The 12,718-nt window shown below is 70.6% G+C and carries 15 protein-coding genes; 8 read left to right on the top strand and 7 right to left on the bottom strand.

Going from position 1 to position 12,718, the window contains the following annotated elements; genetic code table 11:
* Nucleotides 1-61 precede the first annotated feature (61 nt).
* The 4 genes from VJT49_RS02500 to pucD are packed head-to-tail and all read left to right on the top strand — an operon-like array spanning nt 62 to nt 4,987.
* On the top strand, nt 62-928 hold the full coding sequence (locus tag VJT49_RS02500; protein ID WP_324162683.1) for an FAD binding domain-containing protein: 867 nt from the start codon (nt 62-64) through the stop codon (nt 926-928).
* Complete coding sequence (locus VJT49_RS02495) at nt 919-1,374, top strand: (2Fe-2S)-binding protein (RefSeq protein WP_324162681.1); 456 nt, start codon at nt 919-921, stop codon at nt 1,372-1,374. Before VJT49_RS02500 ends, VJT49_RS02495 begins: the two co-directional genes overlap by 10 nt.
* Nucleotides 1,371-2,708, top strand: coding sequence for an 8-oxoguanine deaminase (locus tag VJT49_RS02490; protein WP_324162679.1), 1,338 nt, complete (start codon nt 1,371-1,373; stop codon nt 2,706-2,708). The genes VJT49_RS02495 and VJT49_RS02490 overlap by 4 nt, the downstream gene beginning before the upstream one ends.
* A complete protein-coding gene (gene pucD / locus VJT49_RS02485) occupies nt 2,705-4,987 on the top strand; it encodes a xanthine dehydrogenase subunit D (RefSeq protein ID WP_324162677.1) in 2,283 nt (760 codons plus the stop codon). The genes VJT49_RS02490 and pucD overlap by 4 nt, the downstream gene beginning before the upstream one ends.
* 109 nt (nt 4,988-5,096) lie before the next feature.
* Here the strand turns inward: pucD and VJT49_RS02480 are convergent, their stop codons facing one another.
* The 7 genes from VJT49_RS02480 to VJT49_RS02450 all read right to left on the bottom strand — a co-directional run bounded on the left by VJT49_RS02480 (nt 5,097) and on the right by VJT49_RS02450 (nt 8,451).
* Complete coding sequence (locus VJT49_RS02480) at nt 5,097-5,225, bottom strand: hypothetical protein (RefSeq protein WP_324162675.1); 129 nt, start codon at nt 5,223-5,225, stop codon at nt 5,097-5,099.
* Nucleotides 5,226-5,372: 147 nt separating this feature from the next.
* Complete coding sequence (locus VJT49_RS02475) at nt 5,373-5,810, bottom strand: CPBP family intramembrane glutamic endopeptidase (protein WP_324162673.1); 438 nt, start codon at nt 5,808-5,810, stop codon at nt 5,373-5,375.
* Nucleotides 5,811-5,972, bottom strand: coding sequence for a hypothetical protein (locus tag VJT49_RS02470; RefSeq protein ID WP_324162671.1), 162 nt, complete (start codon nt 5,970-5,972; stop codon nt 5,811-5,813). It abuts the gene before it with no gap.
* A 300-nt stretch (nt 5,973-6,272) separates the two neighbouring features.
* The gene (pucL, locus tag VJT49_RS02465) at nt 6,273-7,154 is read right to left on the bottom strand and encodes a factor-independent urate hydroxylase (RefSeq protein ID WP_324162669.1); all 882 of its coding nucleotides are present in this window, start codon (nt 7,152-7,154) and stop codon (nt 6,273-6,275) included.
* Nucleotides 7,155-7,159: 5 nt separating this feature from the next.
* Nucleotides 7,160-7,474 carry a hydroxyisourate hydrolase gene (uraH, locus tag VJT49_RS02460; protein WP_324162667.1) on the bottom strand — a complete coding sequence of 105 codons (315 nt, stop codon included), beginning with the start codon at nt 7,472-7,474 and terminating at the stop codon, nt 7,160-7,162.
* Nucleotides 7,471-7,941, bottom strand: a complete 471-nt coding sequence (gene uraD, locus VJT49_RS02455; protein WP_324162664.1) for a 2-oxo-4-hydroxy-4-carboxy-5-ureidoimidazoline decarboxylase — start codon at nt 7,939-7,941, stop codon at nt 7,471-7,473. Before uraD ends, uraH begins: the two co-directional genes overlap by 4 nt.
* A 42-nt stretch (nt 7,942-7,983) precedes the next feature.
* On the bottom strand, nt 7,984-8,451 hold the full coding sequence (locus VJT49_RS02450; protein WP_324162662.1) for a helix-turn-helix domain-containing protein: 468 nt from the start codon (nt 8,449-8,451) through the stop codon (nt 7,984-7,986).
* Nucleotides 8,452-8,542: 91 nt separating this feature from the next.
* Here VJT49_RS02450 and VJT49_RS02445 point away from each other — a divergent pair, with 91 nt between their 5' ends.
* From VJT49_RS02445 to alc, 4 genes are read left to right on the top strand one after another with little or no spacing between them, the layout of a single operon-like run.
* Nucleotides 8,543-9,325, top strand: a complete 783-nt coding sequence (locus tag VJT49_RS02445; protein WP_324162660.1) for a hydroxypyruvate isomerase family protein — start codon at nt 8,543-8,545, stop codon at nt 9,323-9,325.
* Between the two features lie 15 nt (nt 9,326-9,340).
* Nucleotides 9,341-10,225: a 2-hydroxy-3-oxopropionate reductase gene (locus VJT49_RS02440; RefSeq protein ID WP_324162658.1), complete on the top strand. Its 885-nt coding sequence runs from the start codon at nt 9,341-9,343 to the stop codon at nt 10,223-10,225.
* A 58-nt stretch (nt 10,226-10,283) separates the two neighbouring features.
* Nucleotides 10,284-11,603, top strand: a complete 1,320-nt coding sequence (gene allB / locus VJT49_RS02435; protein ID WP_324162869.1) for an allantoinase AllB — start codon at nt 10,284-10,286, stop codon at nt 11,601-11,603.
* Nucleotides 11,600-12,598 carry an allantoicase gene (gene alc, locus VJT49_RS02430; protein ID WP_324162656.1) on the top strand — a complete coding sequence of 333 codons (999 nt, stop codon included), beginning with the start codon at nt 11,600-11,602 and terminating at the stop codon, nt 12,596-12,598. Before allB ends, alc begins: the two co-directional genes overlap by 4 nt.
* Nucleotides 12,599-12,718 lie beyond the last annotated feature (120 nt).

The following is a 12,718-nucleotide window of genomic DNA, read 5'->3' as shown; positions in this document are numbered from 1 at the left end:
GGCCGCCGTTCGTACGCCGGCACCGTTGTCGTGCCGTGGGTCGCGGAGGTGTACTGGCAGCGTGGACTTCCTGCGACCGAAGACGCTTGACGAGGCGCTGGCCGTCAAGGCCGGGCGCCCGGACGCGGTGCCCATCGCGGGCGGCACCGACGTCATGGTCGAGCTGAACTTCGACCACCGCCGCCCGGCGGCCCTGCTGGACCTCAACGGTGTCGCCGAACTCGCCGAATGGTCCGCCGCGGACAACGGCATCCGTCTCGGCGCGAGCGTGCCCTACACCCGCGTGATCACCGAGCTGGGTGAGCGGCTGCCCGGGCTGGCGATGGCGTCGCGGACCGTCGGGTCCCCGCAGATCCGCAACCGCGGGACCGTCGGTGGCAATCTCGGCGCGGCCTCTCCGGCCGGGGACACCCATCCCGTGCTGCTGGTCACCGGGGCGGTCGTCGAAGCCCGGTCGGTTCGCGGCACCCGCCTGATTCCCGCCGACGAGTTCTACCTCGGCGTCAAGCGCAACGCCCTCGCCGAGGACGAGTTGATTACCGCGGTGCGCCTGCCCGCGGACGCCGGGGCTCAGCAGTTCGCGAAGGTCGGCACCCGCAACGCCATGGTCATCGCGGTCTGCTCGTTCGCGATCGCGCTGAAGGCGGGCTCGGCGCGGGCCGCTATCTCCTCTGCCGCGCCCACCCCCCGGCGGGCGCCGGAGGCCGAGGAGTTCCTGAACGCCGAGCTGCCCTGGGATTCGGAGCGGGCGCCACTGAACGATTCGCTCAAACGCCGGTTCGGGGATCTCGTCGCCTCGGCGGCCGCGCCGATCGACGACGTGCGCGGCACCGCGGCCTACCGCAGGCACGCACTGTCCGTCCTGGCCCGGCGTGCGCTGGGCTGGGCTTGGACCGAGTTCGTTTCCCAGGAGCAGGTATGCGCGTGAATGTCACCGTGAACGGCGAAGCCAGGCAGGCCGACGACGTCTGGGAGGGCGAGAGCCTGCTCTACCTGTTGCGCGAACGGCTCGGGCTCCCCGGCGCCAAGAACGCGTGTGAGCAGGGCGAATGCGGCTCGTGCACGGTGTACCTGGACGAGGTCGCGGTGTGCTCGTGCCTGGTGGCGGCCGGGCAGGTGGAAGGCCGTGCGGTGCGCACGGTCGAGGGGCTGGCCGAGGGCGACCGGCTCGACCCGGTCCAGCAGTCCTTTGTGGACGCGGGCGCGGTGCAGTGCGGGTTCTGCACGCCGGGACTCGTCGTCGCCGCACACGACCTGCTCCGGCGCGTCCCCGACCCGGGCGATGAGGAGATCCGCGAGGCGCTGGCCGGGAACCTGTGCCGGTGCACCGGATACGAGAAGATCATCGAGGCCGTGCGGATGGCGGCACGATGATCACCGTGATCGAGCACGCGGCGATTTCCACGGTGGACGCCGACGGCACCGAGTTCCGCGACGGCCACGTGGTCATCGACGGCGAGCACATCGTCGCCGTCGGCGAGGGCACGGCCGAGGTGGCCGCCGGCCGGCGCGTCGACGCGGGCGGGTGCCTGCTCACCCCCGGCCTGGTCAACACCCACCACCACCTCTACCAGTGGGCGACCCGTGGCCTGGCCGCCGATTCGACGCTGTTCCAGTGGCTGGTCGAGCTGTACCCGATCTGGGGAAGGCTGGATGCCCGGATCACGCACGCCGCGGCGAGCGCGGGCCTGGCCCGGCTGGCGCTGACCGGGTGCACCACGGTCGCCGACCATCACTACGTCTTCCCCGCCGAAGGCGGCGATCAGGTGGCGGCGCTGGTCGCGGCGACCCACCGCATCGGTGTCCGCTCGCACATCGTGCGCGGGTCGATGGACCGGGGCGCTTCCGACGGCGGCCTTCCGCCCGACAACCTGGTCGAGGACACCGAGGCCGCGCTGCTCGGCACCGAGCACGCCATCGACGCCCACCACGACGGGGCGCCGAACGCCCGGGTCCGGATCGCGGCCGGGCCGTGCTCGCCGTTCTCGGTCAGCGAGCGGCTGATGACCGGGGCGGCGGAGCTGGCCCGCCGCAAGGGCGTCCGGTTGCACACCCACCTCGCCGAGACCCTCGACGAGGAGACCCGGTGCCTGGCGGAATTCGGCTGCACCCCGGCCGAATACGCGGACAAGCTCGAATGGCTCGCCGACGACGTGTGGCTGGCGCACACCGTGCACCTCGCCCCCGCCGCGATCCGCAGGCTGGGCGCCACCCGCACGGGTTCCGCGCACTGCCCGACGTCCAACGGCCGGCTCGGCACGGGAATCGCCCCGGTCCGCGATCTGCTCGACGCGGGATCGCCGGTCGGGCTCGGTGTGGACGGTGCCGCGTCCAACGAATCCGGCGGACTGGCCGAGGAACTGCATCAGTCGCTGATGCAGGCGCGGCAGCGCGGTGGCCCGACGGCGCTGACCGTGCGGCAGGCGCTGTGGATGGGCACCATGGGCGGGGCGCGCTGCCTCGGCCGGGAGCGCGAGCTGGGCTCGCTGGAGCCCGGCAAGCTGGCGGACCTGGCCATCTGGGACTTGAGCGGCCTGCGCTACGCCGGAATCGAGGACCCGGTGGCCGCACTCGTGCTCGGCGCGGTCCCGCCGCTGAAACTGTTGCTGGTCTCGGGCGAGACCGTGGTGGCCGACGGGGAGCTCAAGACCGCCGATGAGTCCACTTTGGCCAGTGAGCTCGCCGCCGCGAGCAGGAGGCTGCGATGACGACTTCCCTCCAGGAAACGGCGAACGGGGTGGGCGCCAGCGCCCGGCGCCCGGACGCGACCGTCAAGGTGCGCGGGGAGTTCGCGTACTCGTCGGACATGTGGCACGAGGACATGCTGTGGGGCGCCACCTTGCGCAGCCCCCACCCCTACGCCGGGATCACGGGCATCGACATCACGGAAGCCGTTGCGGTGCAAGGGGTTTACGCGGTGCTCACGCACGAGGACGTACCCGGGGTGAACCGGTACGGGCTGGAACGGCCCGACCAGCCGGTGCTCGCCGCGGACGTGGTGCGGTACCAGGGCGAGCCGGTGGCCCTGGTCGTGGCGGATCATCCCGAGACCGCGCGCCGGGCGATGCGGCGGATCAAGGTGGGCTACGAGGTTCTCGAACCGGTCACCGACGCCGAGCGTGCCGTGGCGGGGGAGGGACCGGAGCTGCATCCAGGTGGGAACGTGGTGCGGCACGTCCCCGTCCGGTTCGGCGATTCCGATGCGAAGGCCGACATCGTGGTCTCCGGTTCCTACGAGGTCGGCATGCAGGACCAGGCGTTCCTCGGCCCGGAGTCCGGGCTGGCCATCCCGGCCGAGGACGGCGGGGTCGACCTGTATGTCGCCACCCAGTGGCTGCACGTGGACCAGCGGCAGATCGTCACCGCGCTCGGGCTGCCCGCGGAGAAGGTGCGGCTGACCCTCGGTGGCGTCGGCGGCGCGTTCGGCGGGCGCGAGGATCTGTCCATCCAGGTGCACGCCTGCCTGCTGGCGCTGCACACCGGAAGACCGGTCAAGATGGTCTACAACCGCGAGGAGTCCTTCTACGGGCACGTCCATCGCCATCCGGCGAAGCTGTACTACGAGCACGGCGCCGACCGCGACGGCAAGCTGGTCTACGTCAAGGCGCGGATCTTCCTCGACGGCGGCGCCTACGCCTCTTCGACCCCCGCCGTGGTCGCCAACGCCGCGACACTGGGCGTCGGGCCTTATGTGGTGCCGAACGTGTCCGTCGACTGTTGGGGCGCGTACACGAACAACCCTCCGTGCGGTGCGATGCGCGGATTCGGTGCGGTCCAGGCTGGTTTCGCCTATGAGTCGCAAATGGACAAACTCGCCGAGGCATGCGGTCTCGACCCCGTCGAGGTCCGCGTCCGCAACGCGATGAGCCAAGGTTCGCGGCTGCCCACCGGCCAGGTCGTCGATTCACCCGCACCGGTCGCGGAGTTGTTGCGGCGCCTGGAGAACAAGCCGTTGCCGCCGGAACCGGCCGGCGAGCGGGACCTGCGGACGCTGCCGGGCGGCGTATCCAACACCACGCACGGCGAGGGCGTGGTCCGCGGCGTGGGTTACGCGGTGGGGATCAAGAACATCTGTTTCTCCGAAGGTTTTGACGACTACTCGACCGCCCAGGTGCGGCTGCAGGTGGTCGGCGGGGAGGCGGCGGCGACCGTGCGGACCGCCGCGTGCGAGGTCGGGCAGGGCCTGGTGACCGTGCTGCAGCAGATCGTCCGGACCGAACTGGGGGTGGAGCGGGTCGCCATCCTGCCGGTGGACACCGGCATCGGGAACGCGGGCTCCACCTCGGCGTCCCGGCAGACCTACGTCACCGGTGGCGCGGTCCGGGCCGCGTGCCTCGCCGTCCGGTCGGCGCTGTTCGACCACGCGAAGGGTCGGTATGGCGACCTGGCCGGGGAATACCGCGTCGCGGGCGGCGAACTGGTGTCCACTCAGGACGGTGTGATCGCGGACCTGGCGGAGGTGCTGGGGTCCGAGGTGCTCGAGGAGACCGTCGAGTGGCGGCACCGGCCCACCGGGACGCTCGATCCCGAGACCGGCGCGGGCAACGCGCATGTGCAGTACGGGTTCGCCGCGCACCGGGCGGTCGTCGACGTGGACACCGAGCTGGGCCTGGTGAAGGTGGTCGCGCTGGACTGCGCCCAGGACGTCGGCCGGGCGATGAACCCGCAGGCCGTGCTGGGGCAGATCCAGGGCGGGTCGGCGCAGGGCCTCGGGCTGGCGGTGATGGAGGAGATCCAGATCGCCGGCGGCCGGATCCGCAACCCGTCGTTCACCGACTACCTGATCCCGACCGTGCTCGACATGCCGCCGATGGACATCGACGTGCTCGAGTTGGCGGACCCGAACGCGCCCTACGGCCTGCGCGGGGTCGGCGAGCCACCGACGATCTCGTCCACTCCGGCGATCGTGGCCGCCATCCGGGCCGCGTCCGGCCGGGCGCTCACCCGCGTCCCGGTGCGGCCGGAGCACATCACGGGAGTTGGCTGAGCGAAACGTCCGGCGGCCTGGAGCCGGCCCGGCGCCATCCGAACTGGCGACCGGGTCTGCCGGGGGAGCCCGCGCGCTGGCGACGGCTGTCAGGCGGCACGATTCAGGGCTACCCGAGCCTGCCCGTGTAGGCGACCACGACTCCCGCCCCGATCGTCGCGATGACCAGGGCCGTCAGTACCGCCAGGGGCAACTTCGGTTTGAAGGACACGGGCGATCTCAGCCGGTGCCGGGCCATGATCCCTCCTGGCGGTGTGCGGTCGATACGGCCTGCACACGGTCCGCACGGCGGCGCCGGTTCAGAATTTGCCGATACTGGTCAATGCGGGGCGGAAAACCCTCCCTCGCGGGCAAACAGGTGCCGCTCACGCCTCGTGCCCGTGGATCAGCGGAGAACCAGGACGAGCGGCAGCGCGCTGACGAACGCGCCGGAGGCGGAGTGGACGATGATGCCGAGCCAGGCGCTCCGGAATCTCCGGGTGGGATATGCGTACAGGAGTGTGCGGCCGACGAGGCTGCTCGGGATCGACCACGGTTCGTGCGGGTGGTGGAGACCGGCCAGGATGCCGTTGACGGTCCAGTCGGCGCGCCCGGACGCACCGCGCATCCGCGGCAGCAACAGGTTGCGGAACAACAATTTCTCACCGAGCACTGTGTTGAACAGCAACATGGTCACGACCAGGGCGAGCCGGCCCCCGTTGCCGCTGAAGGCTTCCTTGCCCGCCGTGGAGGAAAGAAAGGCGTTCAAATTGTGCCCGTCCGGCGCGGGAAACTTGAGGCGAAGCAGTTGCAGCGCCGCCGTGCCGGCTGTGAACACGAGCACCTACCACCACTTCCGGCCACCGCGGCGTCCCGTGGAGCCCGACGGTGCGCGCAGCCACCGCGCATCACGCAGCGCCCGCCAGGGCAGGCCGCGCTGCTCGTGCGCGAGCAGCACCACGACCAGAACGAACTGCCGGATCAAGCCGGCGGTCAACGCCTTCACAGCGCGACGAAGAACTGTCTGCCGCCGGACCCGGTTCCGGCCAGCGCCGGGGTGAGGCACCCATGCCGGCGGTCCCATCGGCACCGCCGCGGCGGCCCGCACCGCCAGTACCATCGAGCGTGAATACCGGCGTGGCAACCACGCCCGGCGGGTTGGCCACGACGGCGGACATAGTGGCTCCCAGGGCTGCGGCAACCAATCCGGCTCCGCAACCTGGCATGCCCAGGCACCGCGGTCACCGCGGGAATCCCCCGGTCTTTCCCTGAACGTCCCGGTCAGGGATCTCCCGGGGGCGAGGGATCAGCCCAGTTCCCAGGCCGGCCCGGGATCTTCGGCGTCGTCGCGGAGCACGGTGCCCTCGATCAGGCCGTACGGGCGGTCTGCCGCGTAGAAGACCTCGTTGTCGTTGGTCAGCCCGAACGGGCTGAGGTCCACCAGGAAATGGTGCTTGTTCGGCATTGACAGCCGGATCTCGGCCACCTCCGGCCGCTGCCGCAGCACCGCTTCGCCCATCGAGTACAGCGTCTGCTGGAGCGAGAGGCTTTGCTTGGTGGCGAAGGTTTCCAGCAGGATCCGGCGGATTTCGCCGAAGCTTTTCCGCCAGTCGATTTCCGTGCCCTGATAACGCCAGCGGGCGCTCACCGCGGTGGCGAGGACGCGGTCGTCCGTTTCGGCCAGCGTGGTGTATTTGTCCTTGGGAAAACCGTGGAACTCCGACCCCGTGGACTTGAGCACCACGAGATCACGCAGCCCCGAGACGACCCACGCGCGATGGGGCTGAACGGTCACCGCGGTGGTTCGTTTCTCGTCGCTCGTCCGGGAGAACGAGTGGTCGTGCGGCTTGCCGTCCACGCTGATCCGGTCCCAGCCGTGTTCGTCGATCATGATCCGCGCTTCGCCGATGCTGGCGAACTCGCCGGTGAAATGGCGGCCGAGGCGCAGTGCGAAGTCCTCGATCTCGCCGATTCCGCCTTCCTTCGCGAAGGCGTACACGGTGTTCTTCTGGGTGTCGGTCGCCACGACCGCGGCGTTCTCCCCGGTGAGGTGCGTCGCGGCCAGGTCGCCGCGCAGCGCCGTGGACACCGTGAGGTCCTTGATGTGGTGGACCTCGCCGGTCCGGGTGACCGCGACCAGCCGGACCTCGGCCTTGCCGTACTGGTTGGGGCCCAGGGTGATGGCCACGCGGATCAGCTCCCTCGGTAGGTGGAGTAGCCGAACGGGCTCAGCAGAACCGGGACGTGATGGTGTGCCTCGCCGTCGAGGATCCGGAAGCTGATGGCGATTTCGGGGAAGAACGCGTCCGGGCCGAGATAGTCCTCGACGTCGAAGACGAGCCGGTACACCCCCGGCGCCAGCCGGTCCGGGCCCAGTTCGCGGATCCGGCCGTCCTCGTCGGTCCGCGCCCGCGCCAGGATCGTGCCCTGGAACTCCAGCCGCACGTCGACGCCCTGCGCGGGCTTGCCCGCGGCGGTGTCCAGCACATGCGTCGTCACCAGGCTCACGAGACGGCTTTCCGCAGCCGCAGTTTGGCGATCTCGATCAGTTCCCGGCCGGCGACCGCCAGCTCGGTCTCGGGGTCGTTGCCCATCCGCCGCTGGAGGTCGGCGAGGAGTTCGTCACCACCGCGGCCGCTCGCGCACACCAGGTACACGTGCCCGAACCGCCGCTCGTACTCGGCGTTGGCGGCGCGGAACTTCTCCGCGGCCGCACTGTCCACACCGGACTGTTCGGAGCGTGACCAGCCGGTGGCCTTCTCGCCGATCCGGGGATGCGCCCCGATCGCCCGCCGAGTTTCCCCGGCCGGCAACGGGCCGGCGGCCTCGGCCGCGGCCACGAGCGCGTCGAGGTCCGGGTAGGGGCGTCCGGCGAGCACGGCGTCCACCCAGCGCGGGACCGCGAGGCAGGCCGTGAGCACGGGCCGGACTTCGTCGGGCGGCGCGGCGTTGAATCCGGCGAGGTCGAGGGGCACCGGGCGATCGTGCGTCAACATTTTGTTGAAGTCAACCACGGGTCAGCCGTCCCGGTTCAGGTAGTTGTAAACCGTGAACCGGGTGACGCCGAGCGCTTCGGCGATCGTGACCACGGCCTTCCGCATCGCGAACGCGCCCCGTTCCTCCAGCAGCCGGACCGCGCGCTGCTTCCCGGGCCGGTCGAGTTCGCTCAACCTGCCACCAAGCTGGCCTTCGACGTCCTGGATGAGGCGCGCAAGCGTTTGCGGTGGCGGCTCTGGCCGGCTGGACGTGCGTCCTGTGGACAACTGGAACGTCAACCGGGTGGCGCCGCCGTCGAGGGCGGCTCGGGCGATCGACGGCAAGGCGTCCAACACCGTCTCGGCGTCGCCGCGCGCGGTGGTCCCGAGCGGGCCGAAATCCACGGTCAGTCCCGCCTCGGCCGCCGCGTCACGGGCGCGCACCGCGTGCTCGGGTGGCTCGCCCTCGCCGTGGAACGGCTCCGTCGTGAACTCGGCTTTCAGTTCCACGCGGCGACGGTAGCGGAGTTGACGCGGGGAACGCTACGGGGATACTCTCGTTTTACGGAAATATATTTCCGTATTGCGGAAGGTGTGATCCATGCGGTACGACGTGAACCTGTCCATCCTGTTCACCGAGCTTCCGTTGCTCCAGCGCGCCGAGGCGGCCCGCGAGGCCGGGTTCGGCGCGGTCGAGTTCTGGTGGCCGTTCGGCACCGCCGTGCCCGCCGACGCCGAAGTGGACGCGTTCGTCCGCTCGATCGCGGACGCCGGGGTGAACCTGGCCGGGTTGAACTTCTTCGCGGGCGACCTGCCCACGGGTGACCGTGGCGTGGTCTCCTGGCCCGGCCGGGAACGGGAGTTCGCCGACAGTGTCGAGGTCGCGGTCGGCATCGCCGAACAGCTCAGCTGCCGCACGTTCAACGCCCTGTACGGCAACAGGATCGAGGGGGTGGACCCGGCGGCCCAGGACGAGCTCGCACTGTCCAATCTCGACTTCGCGGCCACGGCGGCGAAGCGGATCGGCGCGACGCTGGTGATCGAGCCGCTTTCCGGCGCGCCGCGCTACCCGTTGCGCACGGCCGTCGACGCACTCGGTGTGATCGGCAAGACGGGCCGGGACAACCTCGCACTCCTGTTCGACCTCTACCACCTCGCGGTCAACGGTGACGACCTGGACGCGGTGATCGCCGGCCACCTCGAGGGCATCGGTCACGTCCAGATCGCCGACGTGCCGGGACGGCACGAGCCGGGCACCGGTTCGCTGGACATCGAGGGATACCTGGCCAAACTCGCCACGGGCGGCTACGACGGGTATGTCGGGCTGGAGTACCGGCCGTCCGGCCCGAGCGTGGAGTCCTTCGGCTGGCTTGAAGATCGTTGATTTCAGGGAGGCGTGGTGACCAAGGTCGGTTTTGTCGGGCTGGGGATCATGGGTGGGCCGATGGCCGCGAACCTGGTCAAGGCCGGGTTCGACGTCACCGGGTACAACCGCAGCAGGTCCAAAGTGGACAATCTGGTCGCGGCCGGCGGCCGTGCCGCGGACAGTGTGGCGGAGGCGGTCTCCGACGCCGACGTGGTGGTCACCATGCTGCCCGACTCGCCCGACGTCCGCGCGGTCGTGCTCGGTGAGGACGGAGCGCTGGCCAACGCCCGCGAGGGCACCTTGCTGATCGACTGCAGCACCATCCACCCCGGCGTGTCGCGCGAGGTCGCCGAAGCCGCCGCGGCCAGGGGAGTCCACGCCCTGGACGCGCCGGTGTCCGGTGGGGAGCAGGGTGCGGTCGAGGGCAGCCTGTCGATCATGGTGGGCGGCGAGGCCGGGGCGTTCGAGGCCGCCCGGCCGGTGCTGGCGGTCCTCGGCGACACGATCGTGCACGTCGGCGCCGCCGGGGCGGGACAGACCGTCAAGGCGGCCAACCAGCTGATCGTCGCGGGCACCATCGAACTGGTCGCCGAGTCGCTGGTCTTCCTGGAGGCCCACGGGGTCGGCACGGATGCGGCGATCAAGGTGCTCGCGGGCGGGCTGGCGGGAAACCGCGTCCTGGACCGCAAGGCCGCCGCGATGGTCCGGCGCGAGTTCACCCCGGGGTTCCGGGTCGAATTGCACCACAAGGATCTCGGCATCGTGACCGACGCCGCGCGCGAAGCGGGCGTGGTGATCCCGCTCGGCGCCGTGGTCGCGCAGCTGATGGCTTCGCTGCGGGCCCAGGGGCACGGCGCGCTCGACCACGGCGCCCTGCTCAAGCTCGTCGAACAACTTTCCGGTCGCGAACAGGAGTAGTTTCACGCCCGGGGTTCTGGTGATGCGGTTCCGGTTGAAGCACAGGCGGGAGGCGGCGTTGGACCTGGTGTTCCGGGCGCGGCGGGCGGTCACCGCCGCGGGGGAGGGGCCGTGCGAGGTCGGCGTTTCCGGCGGCAAGATCGTCAGCATCGACACCGCCGGTTCGGGTCTCACCGGCGAGAAGGTCGTGGAACTCGACGGCGACGTCGTGCTGCTGCCCGGGCTGGTCGACACCCACGTGCACGTCAACGACCCCGGCCGTACCGAGTGGGAGGGTTTCGAGACCGCGACCCGTGCCGCGGCCGCCGGTGGCGTCACGACCATCGTCGATATGCCGCTGAACAGCCTGCCGCCCACGGTGGACGTGCCTTCCCTCGAGGTCAAGCGCAAGACTGCGGAAGGTCGCGGGTACGTCGACGTGGGCTTCTGGGGCGGCGCGATTCCGGGCAACGGCGGCGCGCTGGCGGCTCTGCACGAGGCCGGGGTGTTCGGATTCAAGTGCTTCCTGCTGCCTTCCGGTGTCGACGAGTTCCCGCCCCTGGACGAGGCGGAGCTCGAAGCGGATCTGCGGCGGCTGGCGGACCTGGGCGCGATGATGATCGTGCACGCCGAGGATTCCGGCACCATCGAGCACGCCCCGGAACCACACGGCTCGCGGTACGCCGACTTCCTGCGGTCACGGCCACGGGGAGCGGAAAACCTGGCCATCGCGCGTGTGATCGACCTCGCCCGCCGGACCGGCGCCCGCGTGCACATCCTTCATCTGTCTTCTTCGGACGCTCTCCCGGTGATCGCGAGTGCCCGCGCGGACGGCGTCCGGGTGACTGCCGAGACCTGCCCGCACTACCTGACTTTCAGCGCCGAGGAGATCACCGACGGCGCGACCCAGTTCAAGTGCTGCCCGCCGATCCGCGAGTCCGGCAACCGTGAGCTGCTGTGGCAGGGGCTGCGCGACGGCGTGATCGACTGTGTGGTCAGCGACCACTCGCCGTGCACACCGGAACTGAAACGCTTCGACACCGGCGATTTCGGCCAAGCCTGGGGCGGCATCTCGGGTCTGCAACTGGGCCTGCCCGCGGTGTGGACCGAGGCACGGCGGCGGGGGTTCACGCTCAGCGACGTGGTGCGGTGGATGGCCGAACGCCCGGCCGGGCTGGCCGGCCTGTGCGGCAAGGGAACGATCGAACCCGGCCGCGACGCCGATCTCTGCGTGTTCGCCCCGGAGGAGGAGTTCGTCGTGGACGCGAAGTCGTTGCGCCACCGGAATCCGGTCAGCGCTTACCACGGCCGGCGGTTGACCGGCGTGGTCCGGAGTACCTGGCTGCGGGGACGGGAGATCGAGCAGGCGGACGGCAGGCTCCTGAGGAGGATGCCGTGACCGGCCGTCCGGAGTGGACCCGGCAGCCCGATCTCGCGTCCCGGCGGGTGGGCGGCAGCGTGCTCTGGGCCAACGACGAGCTGTTCGCCGAGCGGGAAAACCTGATCAAGCCGGCGCCGCCGGAGTTCCAGCGCTGGAGCTTCGGCCACAAGGGCCAGATCTACGACGGCTGGGAGACCCGGCGCCGCCGCGAGCCCGGCAGGGACCAGGCGATCGTCCGGCTGGGCCTGCCGGGCGTGGTGTCCGGGGTGATCGTGGACACCACGTTCTTCACCGGCAACTACCCGCCGTTCGCCTCGGTCGAGGCACTGGCGGTGGACGGCTACCCGAGCCCGGCCGAACTGTCCGAAATGGACTGGACGACGATCGTGCCGCACGCTTCCCTGACCGGGGACGCCGAGAACTTCTTCCCCGTCGGCTCGGCCCGCCGGCACACCCACGTGCGGCTGACCATTTGTCCCGACGGCGGCGTCGCCCGGTTCCGGGTGCACGGCACCCCCGTCGCCGACCCCCGGCTGCTCGACCTCGGCTCGCTCGATCTCGCCGCGCTGGAGAACGGCGCACGGATCGTCGAGGCCAGCAACATGTTCTACGCCTCGCCCGGCAACCTCATTTCGCCCGGTTTCGCCGCCGTCATGGGCGAGGGCTGGGAGACCGCCCGTCGCCGTGACGACGGCAACGACTGGGTGATCGTCGAGTTGGCCGCCGAGGGCGTGCCCAGGCTGGCCGAGCTGGACACCACGCACTTCAAAGGAAACGCCCCAGGCTGGGCCGCCCTGAGTGGAAGGCGTGACGGGTCATGGTTCGAGGTGCTGCCACGCACCCGCCTGCAACCCGACACGCGGCACCGCTTCCTCATCGAGGACTCCCGCGAACTCACCCACCTCCGCCTCGACATCTATCCCGACGGCGGGATGGCCCGCCTCCGCCTCTACGGCGCCCTGACCGCCGCCGGCCGCGAAACCCTCACCACCCGCTTCCACCAAACCACCTAACCGCCCGCGAGTCGGCCTTTCGCGACAGGCGAGTCGGCCTTTCGCGACAGGCGAGTCGGGCTTTGGTGACGCGCGAGTTCCGGGTTCGGCGCGTGTCCGCGACCATGGCGGCCCATCCAC

Source organism: Amycolatopsis sp. (assembly GCF_035276945.1).
In the GTDB taxonomy this organism is placed as follows: Bacteria; Actinomycetota; Actinomycetes; order Mycobacteriales; family Pseudonocardiaceae; genus Amycolatopsis_E.
This window is presented reverse-complemented; position numbering and strand designations above follow the sequence as displayed.